Origin of the sequence: Nocardioides sp. NPDC057577 (genome assembly GCF_042801335.1) — a bacterium.
Lineage (GTDB): Bacteria > Actinomycetota > Actinomycetes > Propionibacteriales > Nocardioidaceae > Nocardioides.
Window position 1 is genome coordinate 10,621 of the sequence record NZ_JBHVGB010000070.1, and the last position, 16,162, is coordinate 26,782.

A 16,162-nucleotide genomic window follows, 5' to 3' on the forward strand; every position below is an offset into this window, starting at 1 on the left:
TGACGATCGACGGCGAGGTCGTGGGTGAGGCCACGGTCAACCCTGACGGCATCTGGGAGCTTCCGCTGACCGAGCCGCTGGCCGATGGTGAGCACTCCGTGACGGCGACGCAGACCGACGAGGCCGGCAACGTCTCCGAACCCTCGGCCCCGGTCGTCTTCACGGTCGACACCACGGCACCGGACGCTCCGGTGATCACCTCACCCGCCGACGGCTCCACGACCTCGGACAACACCCCGACCGTCACTGGCACCGGTGAGCCGGGCGCGACGGTCGAGGTGACGATCGACGGCGAGGTCGTGGGTGAGGCCACGGTCAACCCTGACGGCATCTGGGAGCTTCCGCTGACCGAGCCGCTGGCCGATGGTGAGCACACCGTGACGGCGACGCAGACCGACGAGGCCGGCAACGTCTCCGAGCCCTCGGCCCCGGTGACCTTCACGGTCGACGCGGCCGCCCCGGAGGCACCGGTGATCACCTCGCCGGCCGACGGTTCCTCGACCGCCGACCCGACGCCGACCGTCAGCGGTACGGCGGAGCCGAACAGCACGGTCGAGGTGACGATCGACGGCACCGTCGTCGGCACCGCTCCCGTCGACGGCGACGGCAACTGGAGCCTGATCCTCACCGACCCGCTCGACGAGGGGCCGCACACCGCGACCGCCACGGCGACCGACGACTCCGGCAACGTCTCGGACCCGTCCTCCCCGGTCACGTTCACCGTGGACCAGACCGCCCCGGAGGCACCGGTGATCACCGGCCCGGCCGACGGCAGCACGGTCAGCGACACGACACCGCCGATCACCGGCACCGGTGAGCCGGGCGCCACGGTCGAGGTCACCATCGACGGCGACGTCGTCGGCGAGACCACCGTGAACCCGGACGGCACCTGGACGTTCACGCCGACCGAGCCGCTCGCCGACGGCGAGCACACGGTGACCGCGACCCAGACCGACGAGGCCGGCAACACCTCCGAGGTCTCGGAGCCGGTGAGCTTCACCGTCGACGCCTCCTCGGACGCGCCGGTGATCACCTCGCCCGAGTCGGGTGACAGCACCAACGACGACACCCCTGCCATCGAGGGCACCGGGAACCCCGGTGACACCATCACCGTCATCATCGACGGCGACCCGGTCGGGGAGACGACGGTGAACCCGGACGGCACCTGGACCTTCACGCCGACCGAGCCCCTCGAGGACGGTGACCACACGATCACCGCGACCGCGACCGACCCGCTGGGCAACACCTCGGGCGAGTCGAACGCAGTGATCATCACCGTGGACACCACCGCTCCCGAGGCGCCCGAGATCACCTCGCCGACCGACGGCGACTCCACCGGTGACACGACCCCGACGATCGAGGGCACCGGCGAGCCGGGCGCGACCGTGACCGTAGAGATCGACGGTCGGGAGATCGGCACCGCGGTCGTCCAGCCCGACGGCACCTGGTCCCTCGAGGTCACCGACCCGCTCGCGGTCGGCGACCACACGGTCGAGGCCGTCCAGACCGATCCGGCGGGTAACGCCAGCCCGGCGACCACGGTCGACTTCACCGTCACGCCGCCGGCACCGGTGATCACCTCGCCCCAGGACGGCGACAACGTGGACGACACCCCGGCGGTCTCCGGCACCGGCCAGCCCGGTGCGACCGTGACCGTCCAGGTCGACGGCGAGGACGTCGACACGGTTCCCGTCGGCGAGGACGGCACCTGGTCCACGACACTGCCCGCGCTCGCCTGCGGCGAGCACACCTTGACCGCGACCCAGGCCGTCTCGGTCCCCGCGGGCGGCGCGGCCCGAGGGATCGCCGGGGCAGCGGGACGGACGGTCACCTCGCCGGCCTCCGACGCGGTCGACATCGAGGTCGCCTGTGCCGGCGCCGGCACCGACGGCCCCGGTTCCTCCATGGGGAACGACGGCGACGACGGCGGCGTCCTGCCCAACACCGGATCGCCGACCTTCCTCGCCGCGCTCCTCGGGCTCGGTCTCGGCCTGGTGATCGTCGGCGGGCTGATGGTGGCGGGGAGGTTCCGCCGCCAGGGCTGACACGTCGGTCCCGGCGTGAGCCGTGGGGCGACTTGGAGGAGACCAGACGACGCAGAACTGTGCCGCCGCGCCGTCGACACGGTCACGGACGCGGATCCGGGCGCTGAGGCTCCTACTGACTTTTCCCAGCCAGTCCGTGCCTTCCTCACAGGAAGTCCACAGCACCTGGGCGGAATCTTGAGGCATCAACCGCCTCAAGGAGGACCCGATGTCCCGCTCCCGCCGTATCCGCCGTTCACTGCTCGCCGCTGCGGCGATCCCGCTCGTCGCGATCCCGATCGCCACCCCGGCCCTCGCGGTGGCCGCGGTCGGCGCCACCAGGACGTACGCAGCCGAGTCCGGTCCCGGGTACGGCTACGGCGGTTCCGCCGAGAGCTACGGCGGAGCCTATGGCGGCGGGATCGTCGACCCCTACCGGCAGAGCCTCGGCACCTCGACCGCGACCGTCGACTCCGAGCCGGCGACCGACGCGGAGTCGACCGGCGTGGTGCTGATCAACACCGCGGTCGGCTACGGCTCCGCGCAGGGGGCGGGCACCGGACTCACGATCACCGGCGACGGGATCGTGGTGACCAACCACCACGTCGTCGAGGGCGCCACGTCGATCACCGTGACCGACCCGAGCACCGGGGAGACGTACGCCGCGACGGTCCTCGGCTACGACGACGTCCGTGACGTCGCGGTGCTGCAGCTCGAGGACGCCTCGGGCCTCTCGACGGTCGCGACCGACCGGGACGCGGCGACCCAGGGCGAGGAGGTCACCGCTGTCGGCAACGCCGAGGGCCAGGGCTCGCTCTCGGCCGCAGACGGCACGGTCACCGACCCGAGCACCGCGATCACCGTCAACAACGAGGACGGCACCGCCTCCGACCTCAGCGACCTTATCCAGACCGACGCCGATGTCGTCTCGGGCGACTCCGGCGGTGCGCTGCTCGACGAGGACGGCGAGGTCATCGGGATGAACGTCGCCGCGACCTCGGGATCGGCCGAGATCTCGGGCTACGCCATCCCGATCGACACCGTGCTCGACATCGCCGCCCAGATCCTGGCGGGGGAGGAGTCCGGCGACGTCGAGATCGGCGGCTCGGCGGCCGCGCTCGGGGTGCAGGTCGACACGACCAGGTCGACGCTGGTCGTCGGTGTCGTCGAGGACGGCGCCGCCGAGGCGGCCGGGGTCACCGCGGGCAGCACGATCACCTCCGTCGGAGGGACCGCCGTGGCTAGCATCGAGGACATCACCTCGGTCCTGGGCAGCCACGAGCCCGGCGAGGAGATCTCGCTCAGCTGGACCGATGCCGCCGGCGAGGCCCACACCACCACCGTGACGCTCGGCGAGGGGCCGGTCGCCTGACCGCGAGGATCAGCTGCGCGGTCCCTCGTCGTCGCGGGGGCCGCCGCCTGTCGCCTCGTCGGAGATCGGACGCTCCGCCCTGATCGGGATCGCACCGGTGTAGCCCTCGCGTTCGACGGCGATCTGCTGGACGCGGTCGCGGACGAGCCGCCAGCCGATCATCAGCGCCGGGATGATGACGACCAGGGTCGCGACCGTCCAGGTGCCGATCGGATAGTCGAAGCCCATCAGGACCAGCACGGTCGCGAGGAACACGAGGGTGGCGTAGCCGGTCCACGGGGATCCCCACAGCCGGAAGTCGGGCCGGTACATCAAGCCCTTCTTCCAGCGCCGGTAGAGCTGGATCTGACAGATCACGATGGTCGCCCAGGACGCGATGATGCCGAGCGCCGACATGTTCAGCACGATCTCGAACGCCTGGCCCGGCACGATCGCGTTGAGGCCGACGCCGAGGAGCGTGATGCAGCCGGTGAGCAGGATCCCGCCGTACGGAACGCCGTTCCTCGACATTCGACCGGTGAAGGTCGGGGCGCTCCCGCTCATCGCCATGGACCGCAGGATGCGTCCGGTCGAGTAGAGGCCGGCGTTGAGGGAGGAGAGCGCCGCGGTCAGCACCACGAGGTTCATGATGGTGCCGGAGTTCGCGATCCCGAGCTGGTCGAAGAACGTCACGAACGGGCTCTCGTCCGCCCGGTAGGACGTGTAGGGCAGCAGCAGCGCGAGTAGCACCAGCGAGCCCACGTAGAACACCGCGATGCGGGCGATGACGGAGTTGATCGCCCGGGGCATGATCTTCGCCGGCTCGGCGGTCTCGCCGGCGGCGGTGCCGACGAGCTCGACCGCTGCGTACGCGAAGACGACGCCGGAGATGACGATGACGAGCGGGAGCACGCCGACCGGGAAGAGCCCGCCGTTGTCGATCACCATCCCGATCCCGGTCTCCTGGCCGTTGAGCTCCTTGCCTCCGGCGAGCACGATCGTCCCGAGCACGAGGAAGCCCAGCAGCGCGACCACCTTGATGAGCGCCGCCCAGAACTCCAGCTCGCCGAAGAGCTTGACCGAGATCAGGTTCATCGAGAGCACGACCGCGAGCGCGATCAGCGCGATCACCCACTGCGGGACGACCTCGAAGGTGCCCCAGAAGTGCATGTACGTCGCGATCGCGGTGACGTCGACGATGGAGGTCATCGCCCAGTTCAGGAAGTACATCCAGCCGGCGGCGAACGCGGCCGGCTCGCCGAGGAACTCCCGGGCGTAGGAGACGAACGACCCCGATGACGGTCGGTGCAGCACGAGCTCGCCGAGCGCCCGCAGGATCAGGAAGACGAACACCCCGCAGAAGGCGTAGACGAGGAACAGGCCCGGCCCGGCCTCGCGGAGGCGGCCGCCCGCACCCAGGAACAGCCCGGTGCCGATGGCGCCGCCGATCGCGATCATCTGCAGCTGCCGCGGGCTGAGGCTCTTGTGGTAGCCCTCGTCCTCGTCGGTCAGTCCGCTGATCTGGCCGCTGGTCTGGCCGCTGGTCTGGTCGTCGGTGTCGGTCATCGGCTCGCTCCCGGTCCGGAGTGCGGTGGCTCGGGCACGTCCTTGAACAGCAGCCACCCGCCGACCACGGCGACGGCCGCCGCCACGGCGTAGCCGATCAGCGACCACCAGCCGAGATGCAGGTACGCCGTCACCCCGACGATCGCCAACGCGAGGAACACCATCGTCATGCCGATGATCGGCGTCCGTGGCCTGTATGGATCCCGTGCCAATGCGATCACCTCACCTGCAGGGCAGGGCCCCCGATGGCCCCGCTCCGGGGATCAATTAGAGCGCATCGAGCGTGTTCTCGCGGTGACCGGACGTCGCCCGGCGTTTCCGTTCCGTCGCACGGCAAATAACAGTAAGGTCGCCTTACAGTTAACCCCCATGAAGGAGCGTTTCGATGCGTAGCTCGAGGATCCGCACCATCCGCACCACACTCACGGCGACCGCCGCTCTGGCTCTCGTCCTGGTCGCACCGCTGGCCGCGCCGGCCGCCGTGCCCAGCCCCGACGCCGGCGGCTCGGCGACCCGCACCGGAGAGGTCGAGGCGGCCGCGCTGACCTGGTCGGACGAGTTCGACGGGCCCGCCGGCAGTGCCCCGAACGGCGCCAACTGGAACTTCGAGACCGGAGGCGGGGGCTGGGGCAACAACGAGCTGCAGACCTACACGAGCTCCCGCGACAACTCAGCGCTCGACGGCAACGGCAACCTGGTCATCACCGCCCGGCAGAGCGGGAGCGGCTACACCTCGGCCCGGCTCACCACCAAGGGCAAGGTCCAGCCGAAGTTCGGTCGCCTGGAGGCGCGTATCCAGATCCCGCGCGGCCAGGGGATCTGGCCGGCGTTCTGGATGCTGGGCGGCCAGTTCGACAACGTCGGCTGGCCCGCCTCCGGCGAGATCGACATCATGGAGAACGTCGGCTACGAGCCCCACCTGGTCCACGGCACCCTGCACGGCCCGGGCTACTCCGGCGGCAACGGCATCACCGGTCAGTACATGCACCCGCAGGGCTGGTCCTTCGCCGACACCTTCCACACCTTCGCGGTCGACTGGCAGCCCGGCTCGATCACCTGGTCCGTCGACGGGGTCGCCTACCAGACCTTCACCACGGCCAACACCGGCGCCAACCCCTGGGTCTTCGACCAGCCGTTCTTCTTCATCCTCAACGTCGCGGTCGGCGGCAACTGGCCCGGCAACCCCGACGGCACGACCCAGTTCCCGCAGAGCATGGTCGTGGACTACGTACGCGTCTACGACTCTCAGCTCTAGGTCCCCCTGGATACGACGGGACGTTCCGGTCGGTTACCCGCGGGTAGACCGACAAGAACGTCCCGTCGTTTCTGTCTCGGCCGGCGCCCGAGCACTACGGGTTCGGTACGGGTCTGAGAGCTCACCCGGTCCTGTCAGCCTGAGCCGTCCGATCTTGATCACAGGAGGAATGTTGCTCAGATCATTGAACAGAAAGCTCACTTTCGCGCTCGCCGGGCTGGCGGTTGTCGGTGCGAGCGTCGTCGTCAGCTCGCCCCCGGCTTCGGCTGCGGGCGTGTGCAACGGCAGTGCGAGTGGGTGGGTCTATCACAACTATGACTACCGGATGGCGATGGTGAAGGACTCGAACAACGGGAACACGCCGTTGTGCTTCCTGAACCCGGGCCACACGGGCAACGCCGTCAAGACCCTGCAGCGGGCGCTGAACCAGTGCTACGGGCGCAACCTTGACGTCGACGGGATCTACGGCGACGCGACCAAGGCCGCGGTGAAGGTGGCCCAGGGTCGTCACGGGCTCGAGCAGGACGGCCTGTTCGGCCCGAACACCAGCAAGGCCATGACCTGGCCATGGAACGACGACATAAGGTACCGCGGCTGTGAGACGCGCGCGGCCGCGAGCTTCCAGTGGGTCTGGGTCTGATGCGGGAAAACGGTATGCGCAGGATGATGGCGGCTGCTCTGCTGGCAGTTCTGCTACCCGGCGGACTCGTGACTGTTGGAGCCCAGCCCGCCCAGGCGTACGGCCCATGCACGGGATCCGAGACGATCGAGGGTGCTGCCCTGCCCAAGCCGATGCCGTGCTACATGGGGCCAGGAGCGGGGGCGAAGAGCGCGGTTGAAGCGCTTCAGAAGGCCATAGTGCTGTGCTACAGCAGTACGGCGGCGGCGCGGTACGTCATCAACAGCGGTGGATTCGACGGCGCCTACGGCCCAGGCACGGTGAGCGCCGTCAAGTGGTTGCAGAGCAACCGCTTCGGCTTCACCGGAAGCGACGTGGACGGGGTGTTCGGCCCGGCCAGCGATCGTAAGATGCGGTACCCGTTCGATTACGGCTGTGCTCGGATTCCTTACTGAGTCGCTTCGACCGGCTGATCATCACGCCGGGCCGAGGAAACGGATGACGACGCCCTCGTCGTGATGCACCCGGGCGCGGACTCCGTAGACCTCGGCGATGAGGGCCTCGGTGAGCACCTGCGCGGGCGCCCCGCCGGCGACGACGCGGCCCTGGGAGAGCACGAAGACCTGGTCGCAGTAGGTGGCGGCGAGGTTGAGGTCATGCAGTGCGACCAGGCAGGTCGTGGGCATCCGGCGGACCAGCGCGAGCAGGGCCAGCTGGTGGCGTACGTCGAGGTGGTTCGTCGGCTCGTCCAGGAGCAGGATCTCGGGCTCTTGGGCGAGCGCCCGAGCGATCTGCGTACGCTGCCGCTCGCCGCCCGACAGGGTCGAGAAGCGCTGGTCGAGGCGGTCGGCGATGCCGGCGTGGGTGGCCGCCTCCACGATGACGGCGCGGTCGTGGGCGCTGTCGGGCGCCCAGGCCGGGCGGTGCGGGATCCGGCCGAGCGCGACGACGTCGCGTACCCGTAGGTCCTGGCTGGTCGCCGGCTCCTGCTCGACGACCGCGAGCCGTCGCGCCAGCCGGCGCCGGGACATGCCGGCGAGCGGGCTGCCGTCGAGCAGCACGTCCCCGGAGTCCGCGGGCCGCAGCCCCGCCAGGATGCGGATCAGCGAGGACTTCCCGGAACCGTTGGGCCCGAGCAGCCCGACGGTGACGCCGTCCTCGACCTGGAGGGAGACGTCGTCGACGACGAGGCGCCCACGGGGAGCCCATCGGACCCGCCCTGCCTCGAGCGCCGTCACCGGCGGGCTCTCATCAGCACCAGGGCGAAGGCGGGCACCCCGACGAGCGCGGTCGCCACCCCGACCGGGAGCTCCTCGGGGTCGATCACGGTCCGGGCCGCGGTGTCGACCCAGATCAGGAAGATCGCGCCGAGCAGCGCGGTCGCCGGGAGCAGCAGCCGGTGTCCGGGGCCGACCAGTGCGCGTGCCAGGTGCGGCAGCACCAGCCCGACGAAGCCGATCGCGCCGGAGGTGGACACGATGACGGCCGTCATCAGCGCCGTCAGCACCAGGAGCACCGCCCGGATCCGGCCGACGTCGACTCCGAGGGAGGCCGCCGCGTCGTTGCCGAAGGCGAACGCGTCCAGCCAGCCGGCGCCCGCGACGCAGCAGAGCAGTCCGCCGAGCACGATCACCCCGCAGACCAGGACGTCGGTCCAGCTCGCCGAGGAGAGCGACCCGAGCAGCCAGAACAGCACCCCGCGTGTCTGCTCGGCGTCGGCCGCGGTGAACACGATGAACGAGGTGAGCGCCGAGAAGAGCTGGGTGGCGGCGATGCCGGCCAGGACGAGCCGGTCGGTGGTGCCGCCGGCGAGCGAGGCCAGCAGCAGCACGAGCGCGAACGACACGAGCGCTCCCGCGAACGCCCCGGTGGAGAGCCCGATCGCGCCCGATCCGACGCCCAGCACGACGATCGAGACCGCGCCGGTCGAGGCTCCTGAGGAGATGCCGAGCACGAACGGGTCGGCGAGCGGGTTGCGCAGCAGCGACTGCAGGATCACCCCGCAGATCGCCAGTCCCGCTCCACAGATCCCCGCCAGCAGCGTACGTGGCAGCCGCAGGTCCCACACGATGCTCTGCTGGAGCAGGGTGAGGTCGGAAGAGCCGAGGCCGACCCGGTTAGCCACGACGCCGTAGACGTCGGCGACGCTCAGGTCGGAGGGCCCGACGGTGATCGCCCCCGCGACCGAGGCCAGCACCACCAAGGGCGCGACCAGCAGGACGCCGGTGATCCCGATCGCCGAGGCGTCACGTCCGTCGGCCGAGGCGTCGCCCGCGTCGGTCGAGATGTCACGTGCGTCGGTCGAGATGTCACGTACGTCGGCCGAGACGTCATCGCCGTGCCAAGTCGGCCGACCGGGGTGACGCTTCGGCTGATCGGAGCCCGGCGTACGCAGTCTCATAGGCCGAGGTCGGCGAGCTGCTCGGCGACGTTCTCGACGGCGTAGACGGTGCGGATCGACGGGTTGAGCTCGGCGCCGGAGAGAGTCACGAAGCGGTCGTTCTTCACCGCCTCCATCTGCGACGTGACCGGGTTGGTCTTCAGGTAGTCGATCTTCGCGCGGGCGGTCTCGGCGGTCTGGCTCTTGCGGGTCAGGTCGCCGAGGACGATGACGTCGGGGTTGCGCTCGGCGACGGTCTCCCAGTTGATCTGCGGCCATTCGTCGGTGGTGTCGTCGAAGACGTTCTCCACGCCGAGGGTGCGGCCGATGATCCCGGGGCCGCCGCAGCAGCCGGCCAGGTAGGGCGACTCCGAGTTGGCGAACCAGTACATCGCGCTCACCTCGCCGGCAGGGGCCTCGGCCCGGGCCTTCTCCAGCCGCTCCGACAGGTCGGCGACGAGTTCCTCGCCCCGTTCGGGGACGCCGAAGATCCGCGCCAGGTCGGTGATCTCGCCGAAGATGGTCTCGATCTCGAGGGCGTCGTGGCGGGTGCCGTCGTCGTCGCCCTCGTTGTCCTTGAGGCACTCGGCGGGGGAGAGGTAGGAGCCCACGCCGAGCTTCTCCAGGTTCTCGGGTGTGGTCACCCCGCCCTCGCCCAGAGTGCTGGCGAAGGAGGCTGTGACGAAGTCCGGCTCGGTCTCCAGGACGCGCTCGTAGGAGGGCGCGTTCTCGGCCAGCCGGGGCACGTCCTCGTTGGCCGCGGCCAGCCAGTCGAGCACCGGGTCGGTCCAGGTCGCGGAGCCGACGACCCGGTCGGCCAGGCCGAGCGAGAGCAGGATCTCCGTGGAGCCCTGGTTGAGCGAGACGACGCGCTCCGGCGGTGCCTCGAGCGTAATCTCGCGGCCGCAGTTGGTCAGGGTGATCGGGAAGCCGGCGGTGCCGGCGGCCGCCTGCTGTGTGCCGGAGGGCTGGTCGGCGGCGCAGCCGGCCAGCGTGGAGCCGAGCACCAGAACGGTGCTCGCGGTGAGAGTTCGGATGGTGCGGGAGGGATGCACGTCGGTCCTCGAGCGGGTCGCGGGCTGGTGCGCGTCGCCCGTGCTGACCGGCAGCGGTGTGCTGCAGGGCCAGCAGGTCTTCGGACTCGGGATCGACCGGCGCGAGACGCCTTCCCAGGCCCGAGGGCCCAGTGGCACAGTGTCCCGTCCGTCACCCACACCGCTGCGCGTCAGTCCCGGACTCTCACCGGGTTCCCGTGCCGGGACTACGTCCCGAGCGGCTGGCCAGAAGACCGTAGCAGGCGGCTCCGCCCGCGCGTGGCCTCAGCCCTCGCGATGGGCGCTCAGCCCGTCCTCCCCGGGTGCGACCGAGTCGTGGAGCCTGATCGTGTGGTCGTAGTGCTCTTCGGCCATGGGCCGGTAGTCGATCCGCGGCTCCGTCATCACGCCCTCGAGACGTACGGTCAGGTCGGCCTCGATCCGGGCCATGACCTGCGGGTTCATGGTGTCGGCGTCGGTGATCAGGTGCGGTCGCAGCGGGTCCATCCCGGTGTACCAGAACGTGCCGTGCAGCAGTGGCCACAGGACGTCCTCGATGTCGCCGCTGATCCCACGCGGACCGAGGGTCGCGGCCCGGTCGCCGGCGGTGACGACGGTCAGCGCGCGCTTGCCGACCAGGCCGCCCTTGCCGTACTTGAGCGGCTTGCCGGTCTCCGGATCCGGTACGTCGAAGGCGAACCCCGACTCGAAGACGCGGTCGATCCAGCCCTTGAGGATGGCGGGCACCGAATACCACCACAGCGGGAACTGCACGACCAGCAGATCGGCCTCCCGTAGCCGGTCCTGGTGGTGGCGTACATCAGCCTCGCCGCGCTCCACCAGAAGTGGATTGAAACCTTCTCGATAGAGGTCGATCTCGTCGACGCTCCAGCCGGCTGTGCCGAGGGCGTTCATGCCGACCTCGCGCAGCCGTCCGTTGAGTGATGCCGCGTGCGGATGTGCCCATACCCAGAGTGCGTGCATAGGGCTCTGAACGCCGTCTGACGCGGTGGGATTCCCGCCTGGAGACAGGCCGGCGCCGACACGGTCTGATGACAAAGTCCGGATCTCGCTCAAATTAGCGGCCTCAGAGTGTTGACGTATGTGATTGCCATCACTAGCGTAAACCAGGCTTGAAACCTTTCAATTCGAGGAGCTGCCCATGCCGGACACACCCGCCGCACTGGAGCTGCGGGACGTGGCCAAGTCGTTCGGCCCCGTACGCGCCCTCCGGTCCGGAAGCCTCCGGGTCGAGGCCGGATCCATCCACGCGCTCGTGGGGGAGAACGGAGCCGGGAAGTCGACCCTGGTCAAGATCGTCGCCGGGCTCTACCGCCGTGACGCGGGCGACTACCTGCTCGCCGGGGAGCAGGTCGACTTCCGCAACACCGCCGACGCCAAGCAGGCCGGGGTCGCGGTCATCTACCAGGAGCCGACCCTCTTCCCCGACCTCTCCGTCACCGAGAACATCTTCATGGGGCGCCAGCCGACCAACCGCTGGGGCAAGATCGACCGCGCCGCGATGCGCACCGAGGTCGTCGAGCTCTTCGCCCGGCTCGGCGTCCCGATCGAGCCCGACCGGCCGACCGAAGGCCTCTCCATCGCCGACCAGCAGCTGATCGAGATCGCCAAGGCGCTCTCGCTCGACGCCAAGGTCTTGATCATGGACGAGCCGACCGCTGCCCTCTCGGGCAACGAGGTCGACCGGCTGATGACCGTGGCGCGCACGCTGCGCGACCAGGGCTGCGCCGTCGTCTTCATCTCGCACCGCTTCGACGAGGTGTTCGCGCTCTGCGACACGATCACCGTGATGCGCGACGGCGCCTACATCTCCACCGACCCCATCTCCGAGGTCACCGAGGACGAGATCGTCCAGCGGCTCGTCGGACGCGAGGTCTCCGACCTCTACCCCAAGCTCGAGGCCACGGTCGGCAAGCCACTGCTCGAGGTCACGGGCCTCACCCGCACGGGACTGTTCCAGGACATCAGCCTGACCGTCCGCGAAGGTGAGATCGTCGGCCTGGCGGGCCTCGTCGGTGCCGGGCGCAGCGAGGTCGCTCAGGCGATCTTCGGCGTCGACCCCTACGAGAGCGGCGAGGTCGTCCTCGACGGACGCCCGGTCCCGCCGGGTGACCCGAGGCGGGCGATCGAGATGGGTCTGGCGTTCGTCCCCGAGGACCGTCGCCAGCACGGTCTCGTCCTGGACGCACCGATCTCGCGCAACATCACGCTGCCGATGAGTGGCCGGCTCGCTCGCACCGGGCTGATCAGCAGCGGTATCGAGAACCGCTCGGCCGCCGACTGGGCCGCCCGGCTCGAGGTCAAGGCCGCGACGCTCGACACCCTGGCCGGCACCCTCTCGGGCGGCAACCAGCAGAAGGTCGTCCTGGCCAAGTGGCTCTCGACCCGGCCGAAGGTGCTGATCATCGACGAGCCCACTCGGGGCATCGACGTCGGCACCAAGTCCGAGGTCCACCGGCTGCTCTCGTCCCTGGCCCAGGAGGGTCTCGGGATCCTGATGATCTCCTCCGAGCTCCCCGAGGTGCTCGGCATGGCCGACCGGGTGATCGTCCTCAGCGAAGGCCACCAGACGGCCGAGCTGAGCCGTGAGGAGGCGACCCCCGAGGCCGTCATGCGCGCGGCGACGGCCCACCACTCCACCACCCTGAACATCAGCGAGGCATCATGACCACCACGCTCGACGCGCCCGCTCCGGCCGCGCCGCAGCCACGCCACCGAGCAGCCAACCGGCTGACCTGGCTTCTCAAGCAGCGCGAGACCGGCATCGCCATCGCCTTCATCCTCCTGCTCGTGGTGACCACTGCGGTCAACCCCAACTTCCTGTTCAGCACGGACGGCTGGCGCGACCTCACCCTGACTCCCGCGATCCTCGTCTGCCTGGCGATCGGCCAGGCGATGGTGATCATCACCCGCAACGTCGACCTCAGCGTCGGCTCGACGCTGGGCCTCACCGCCTACCTCGCCGGCCGGCTCTTCCTCGACACCGGGCTCCCGGTGATCGTGGTCGTCCTGATCGCCGTCGCCGCGGGCGCCGTGCTCGGCCTGGTCAACGGGGCGCTGGTCGCCTTCGCCAAGGTACCGGCGCTGGTCATCACCCTCGGCACGCTCTACGTCTACCGCGGGATCATGCTCGAGTGGGCCGGCAGCGACCGGATCAACGCCTCCGACATCCCGCCCGGGCTGCTCGACTTCGGCACCGGGTCGTTCCTGTTCATCCCCAACCTCGCCTGGATCTCGTTCGCGCTGCTGGCCGTCGTGATCTACCTGATGCGCTCCACGCGCGCCGGCCGCGAGTTCTACGCGATCGGCTCCGACCCCGACGCCGCCACCCTCTACGGGCTGCGCGACAAGCGCCGGGTCCTGCAGGCGTTCGCCACCTCGGGTGCGCTCGCCGGCCTCGCCGGGATCCTGTACGTCTCCCGCTACGGCACCATCAGCTCCGGCGTCGGCCAGGGCATCGAGCTCGAGGCGGTCGGCGCCGCGGTCGTCGGCGGTGTGGCCATCTTCGGTGGCAGCGGCACCGTCCTCGGGGCAGCGCTGGGGGCGTACCTCCTCACCACCATCAACCGGGCGCTCCCGGTCCTGGGCATCCCCGACTTCTGGCAGCAGGCCGTCGTCGGCGCGCTGATCATCGGCGCGATCGTCCTGGACCGCTACTTCGCGCGCCGTCAGCACGACAAGCTCCTCGCAGAGAGGGAAGAATCATGAGTGAGCGCCAGCGAACGGCAACAAGCCTCAGGCCGCCACGTCCGTACGCTTCGTTCCCCTCGACGGAGGTGGCGGCATGAGCCTCCTTGCCTCTGAGAAGGCGCCGACGAGGACGTACGCCGCCCACGCCAAGCCGTGGTGGCAGCGCACCCTGATGACCAGGGACACGGCGATCATCGCCCTGCTCGTCGTCGTGTGGACGTACGCCTCGATCGCGATCCTCAACTTCTCCGACCCGATCACGGTCTACTTCCTGGTCCTCGACATCGCGCCGATCCTGCTCATCGCGCTGCCGATGACGCTGATCATCATCACCGGCGAGATCGACCTGTCGGTGGCCAGCGTCGTCGGACTCTCCAGCGTCCTGTTCGGGGTGCTGCACCGCGAGGGCCTGCCGATGGTCGCCGCGATGGTGCTCGCCCTGCTCGCCTGTGCGGTCGCGGGAGCGCTCAACGGCGTGCTCGTCACCCGCTACGGGCTGCCGTCGCTCGCCGTCACCATCGGCACCATGGCGCTATTCCGTGGCATCGCGGTCGGAGCGCTCGGCACCACCGCGATCACCGACTGGCCCGACTCCTGGCAAGACCTCGTCCAGGCCCGGATCGGCGACTCCCAGATCCCGCTGATGACGATCCCGCTGGTCGTCCTGATCCTGATCTTCGCCGTGGTCCTGCACTTCACCCCCTTCGGGCGCGGCATCTTCGCGGCCGGTCTCAGCAAGGACGCGGCCCGCTTCTCCGGCGTCAACGTCGACCGTACGAAGCTGATCCTGTTCACGCTCAGCGGGCTGGTCTCGGGGTTGGCGGGCATCTACTTCACGCTGCGCTACGGCAGCGCGCGGGGCGACAACGCCACCGGTATGGAGCTCCAGGTCATCGCGGCGGTGCTGCTCGGCGGGGTCTCCATCTTCGGTGGCCGGGGTGCGATCCCCGGCGTCATCGCCGGCGTCGTCCTGATCGGGACGATCGGCAGCGCGCTCCGCCTCGACGGGACCAGTGCCAACCTCATCCAGATCATCACCGGCGTACTTCTCATCGCAGCAGTCATCGCGGCCAGCGTTCTCGGCTGGACCGGCCGCATCGTCGGCACCTATCGCCGGCAACACAGCTCGGACGAACCATCCTCTAAGAACTCAAAGAAATCGGAGTGAGAGACATGACCAGCAAGTTCCGACGCGCAGGCAGTGCCGTCGCCATCGTTGCGGCCCTCGGCCTCGCCCTGTCCGCCTGTGGCGGCGGTAGCGACAGCGGTAGCGATGGAGAGGGTGGCGGCGACACCAGCAGCATCACCTTCATCCCGAAGAACCTCGGCAACCCCTACTTCGATGCCTCCGACACCGGCGGCCAGAAGGCCGCCGAGGAGATCGGGACCACGTGGAAGCAGGTCGGCCCGACCGAGTCGACCCCCGACTCCCAGGTCAGCTTCATCAACACCGCGACCCAGCAGCGCGCCGGCGCGCTCGTGGTCTCGGCCAACGACCCGACCGCCATCGGTGACGCCCTCGACGAGGCCCGCAAGGCCGGCACCAAGGTCGTCACGATGGACTCCGACACCGAGCCGCAGTTCCGCGACGTGTTCGTCAGCCAGGCCGACGCCGCCGGCATCGCCAAGAGCCAGGTCGACCTGATCGCCGAGCAGATCGGCGACAAGGGCGAGATCGCGATCCTCTCCGCGGCGGCCAACGCCACCAACCAGAACGAGTGGATCAAGCTGATGGAGGAGGAGCTGGCTGCCAACCACCCCGACATCAAGCTCGTCGACACCGTCTACGGCAACGACGACGACCAGACGTCCTTCGACAAGACCGCGGGTCTGCTGCAGTCCCACCCGAACCTCAAGGGCATCATCAGCCCGACCACGGTCGGCGTCGCCGCGGCCGCGCGCTACCTGTCCGACTCGCAGTACAAGGGCAAGGTCGCGCTGACCGGCCTCGGCACCCCGAACCAGATGCGGGAGTACATCAAGGACGGCACCGTGAAGTCCTTCGCGCTGTGGGACCCCGAGCAACTCGGCTACCTCTCCGCGTACGCCGCCGACGCGCTGGCCTCGGGTGACATCGAGGGCAAGGAGGGCGACAAGTTCGAGGCCGGTGACCTGGGCGAGTACACCGTCGGTGCCGACGGCGTCATCGTCCTCGGCGAGCCCACCGTCTTCGACGAGTCGAACATCGACGACTTCGACTTCTGAGTCCGAGCCTGCGACCC

15 protein-coding genes and 1 riboswitch are annotated in these 16,162 nt (G+C 69.6%); of the genes, 9 read left to right on the plus strand and 6 right to left on the minus strand.

Going from position 1 to position 16,162, the window contains the following annotated elements; all coding sequences use genetic code 11:
- Together ACFU7D_RS15440 and ACFU7D_RS15445 are read left to right on the plus strand one after the other, a co-directional pair.
- Positions 1-2,045: Ig-like domain-containing protein (locus tag ACFU7D_RS15440; protein WP_378868433.1), on the plus strand; the 2,045-nt coding region annotated here is incomplete at its 5' end.
- A 208-nt stretch (positions 2,046-2,253) separates the two neighbouring features.
- Positions 2,254-3,396, plus strand: coding sequence for a S1C family serine protease (locus ACFU7D_RS15445; RefSeq protein WP_378868435.1), 1,143 nt, complete (start codon positions 2,254-2,256; stop codon positions 3,394-3,396).
- Positions 3,397-3,405: 9 nt separating this feature from the next.
- On the opposite strand, the gene ACFU7D_RS15450 is transcribed toward ACFU7D_RS15445, so the two are convergent.
- Both ACFU7D_RS15450 and ACFU7D_RS15455 read right to left on the minus strand, forming a co-directional pair.
- Complete coding sequence (locus tag ACFU7D_RS15450; RefSeq protein ID WP_378868437.1) at positions 3,406-4,941, minus strand: amino acid permease; 1,536 nt, start codon at positions 4,939-4,941, stop codon at positions 3,406-3,408.
- On the minus strand, positions 4,938-5,111 hold the full coding sequence (locus tag ACFU7D_RS15455) for a hypothetical protein (RefSeq protein WP_378868440.1): 174 nt from the start codon (positions 5,109-5,111) through the stop codon (positions 4,938-4,940). The genes ACFU7D_RS15450 and ACFU7D_RS15455 overlap by 4 nt, the downstream gene beginning before the upstream one ends.
- Positions 5,112-5,326: 215 nt before the next feature.
- Here ACFU7D_RS15455 and ACFU7D_RS15460 point away from each other — a divergent pair, with 215 nt between their 5' ends.
- The 3 genes from ACFU7D_RS15460 to ACFU7D_RS15470 all read left to right on the plus strand — a co-directional run bounded on the left by ACFU7D_RS15460 (position 5,327) and on the right by ACFU7D_RS15470 (position 7,270).
- Positions 5,327-6,196: a glycoside hydrolase family 16 protein gene (locus ACFU7D_RS15460; RefSeq protein ID WP_378730151.1), complete on the plus strand. Its 870-nt coding sequence runs from the start codon at positions 5,327-5,329 to the stop codon at positions 6,194-6,196.
- A gap of 184 nt (positions 6,197-6,380) precedes the next feature.
- Complete coding sequence (locus ACFU7D_RS15465) at positions 6,381-6,836, plus strand: peptidoglycan-binding protein (protein ID WP_378868444.1); 456 nt, start codon at positions 6,381-6,383, stop codon at positions 6,834-6,836.
- Between the two features lie 14 nt (positions 6,837-6,850).
- Positions 6,851-7,270 (plus strand): peptidoglycan-binding domain-containing protein, encoded by a 420-nt coding sequence (locus ACFU7D_RS15470; RefSeq protein WP_378868446.1) that lies wholly within the window; start codon positions 6,851-6,853, stop codon positions 7,268-7,270.
- A gap of 21 nt (positions 7,271-7,291) precedes the next feature.
- Here ACFU7D_RS15470 and ACFU7D_RS15475 read toward each other — a convergent pair whose 3' ends face one another.
- The 4 genes from ACFU7D_RS15475 to ACFU7D_RS15490 all read right to left on the minus strand — a co-directional run bounded on the left by ACFU7D_RS15475 (position 7,292) and on the right by ACFU7D_RS15490 (position 11,213).
- A complete protein-coding gene (locus ACFU7D_RS15475) occupies positions 7,292-8,053 on the minus strand; it encodes an ABC transporter ATP-binding protein (RefSeq protein WP_378868448.1) in 762 nt (253 codons plus the stop codon).
- Positions 8,050-9,216, minus strand: a complete 1,167-nt coding sequence (locus tag ACFU7D_RS15480; protein WP_378868451.1) for a FecCD family ABC transporter permease — start codon at positions 9,214-9,216, stop codon at positions 8,050-8,052. The genes ACFU7D_RS15475 and ACFU7D_RS15480 overlap by 4 nt, the downstream gene beginning before the upstream one ends.
- On the minus strand, positions 9,213-10,250 hold the full coding sequence (locus tag ACFU7D_RS15485) for an ABC transporter substrate-binding protein (protein ID WP_378868453.1): 1,038 nt from the start codon (positions 10,248-10,250) through the stop codon (positions 9,213-9,215). Before ACFU7D_RS15485 ends, ACFU7D_RS15480 begins: the two co-directional genes overlap by 4 nt.
- A 53-nt stretch (positions 10,251-10,303) precedes the next feature.
- A riboswitch (cobalamin riboswitch) is annotated at positions 10,304-10,491 on the minus strand.
- A gap of 23 nt (positions 10,492-10,514) precedes the next feature.
- On the minus strand, positions 10,515-11,213 hold the full coding sequence (locus ACFU7D_RS15490; protein ID WP_378868454.1) for an NAD(P)H-dependent oxidoreductase: 699 nt from the start codon (positions 11,211-11,213) through the stop codon (positions 10,515-10,517).
- 178 nt (positions 11,214-11,391) lie between these two features.
- On the opposite strand from ACFU7D_RS15490, the gene ACFU7D_RS15495 reads away from it, so the two are divergent.
- The 4 genes from ACFU7D_RS15495 (at position 11,392) to rhaS (ending at position 16,145) form a co-directional block, all read left to right on the plus strand.
- A complete protein-coding gene (locus ACFU7D_RS15495) occupies positions 11,392-12,918 on the plus strand; it encodes a sugar ABC transporter ATP-binding protein (RefSeq protein WP_378868456.1) in 1,527 nt (508 codons plus the stop codon).
- A complete protein-coding gene (locus ACFU7D_RS15500; RefSeq protein ID WP_378732829.1) occupies positions 12,915-13,958 on the plus strand; it encodes an ABC transporter permease in 1,044 nt (347 codons plus the stop codon). The genes ACFU7D_RS15495 and ACFU7D_RS15500 overlap by 4 nt, the downstream gene beginning before the upstream one ends.
- A 76-nt stretch (positions 13,959-14,034) precedes the next feature.
- Positions 14,035-15,108 carry an ABC transporter permease gene (locus ACFU7D_RS15505; protein WP_378732831.1) on the plus strand — a complete coding sequence of 358 codons (1,074 nt, stop codon included), beginning with the start codon at positions 14,035-14,037 and terminating at the stop codon, positions 15,106-15,108.
- A gap of 5 nt (positions 15,109-15,113) precedes the next feature.
- Positions 15,114-16,145 (plus strand): rhamnose ABC transporter substrate-binding protein, encoded by a 1,032-nt coding sequence (rhaS, locus tag ACFU7D_RS15510; protein WP_378868459.1) that lies wholly within the window; start codon positions 15,114-15,116, stop codon positions 16,143-16,145.
- Positions 16,146-16,162 lie beyond the last annotated feature (17 nt).

What these genes read in the sequence shown, in the direction of transcription:
- ACFU7D_RS15480 (WP_378868451.1), bottom strand. Translation starts at nt 9,216, where the DNA reads ATGAGACTGCGTACGCCGGGCTCCGATCAGCCGAAGCGTCACCCCGGT.
- ACFU7D_RS15455 (WP_378868440.1), bottom strand. Translation starts at nt 5,111, where the DNA reads ATGACGATGGTGTTCCTCGCGTTGGCGATCGTCGGGGTGACGGCGTAC.
- ACFU7D_RS15495 (WP_378868456.1), top strand. Translation starts at nt 11,392, where the DNA reads ATGCCGGACACACCCGCCGCACTGGAGCTGCGGGACGTGGCCAAGTCG.
- ACFU7D_RS15505 (WP_378732831.1), top strand. Translation starts at nt 14,035, where the DNA reads ATGAGCCTCCTTGCCTCTGAGAAGGCGCCGACGAGGACGTACGCCGCC.
- ACFU7D_RS15460 (WP_378730151.1), top strand. Translation starts at nt 5,327, where the DNA reads ATGCGTAGCTCGAGGATCCGCACCATCCGCACCACACTCACGGCGACC.
- ACFU7D_RS15445 (WP_378868435.1), top strand. Translation starts at nt 2,254, where the DNA reads ATGTCCCGCTCCCGCCGTATCCGCCGTTCACTGCTCGCCGCTGCGGCG.
- rhaS (WP_378868459.1), top strand. Translation starts at nt 15,114, where the DNA reads ATGACCAGCAAGTTCCGACGCGCAGGCAGTGCCGTCGCCATCGTTGCG.
- ACFU7D_RS15470 (WP_378868446.1), top strand. Translation starts at nt 6,851, where the DNA reads ATGCGCAGGATGATGGCGGCTGCTCTGCTGGCAGTTCTGCTACCCGGC.
- ACFU7D_RS15500 (WP_378732829.1), top strand. Translation starts at nt 12,915, where the DNA reads ATGACCACCACGCTCGACGCGCCCGCTCCGGCCGCGCCGCAGCCACGC.
- ACFU7D_RS15490 (WP_378868454.1), bottom strand. Translation starts at nt 11,213, where the DNA reads ATGCACGCACTCTGGGTATGGGCACATCCGCACGCGGCATCACTCAAC.
- ACFU7D_RS15450 (WP_378868437.1), bottom strand. Translation starts at nt 4,941, where the DNA reads ATGACCGACACCGACGACCAGACCAGCGGCCAGACCAGCGGCCAGATC.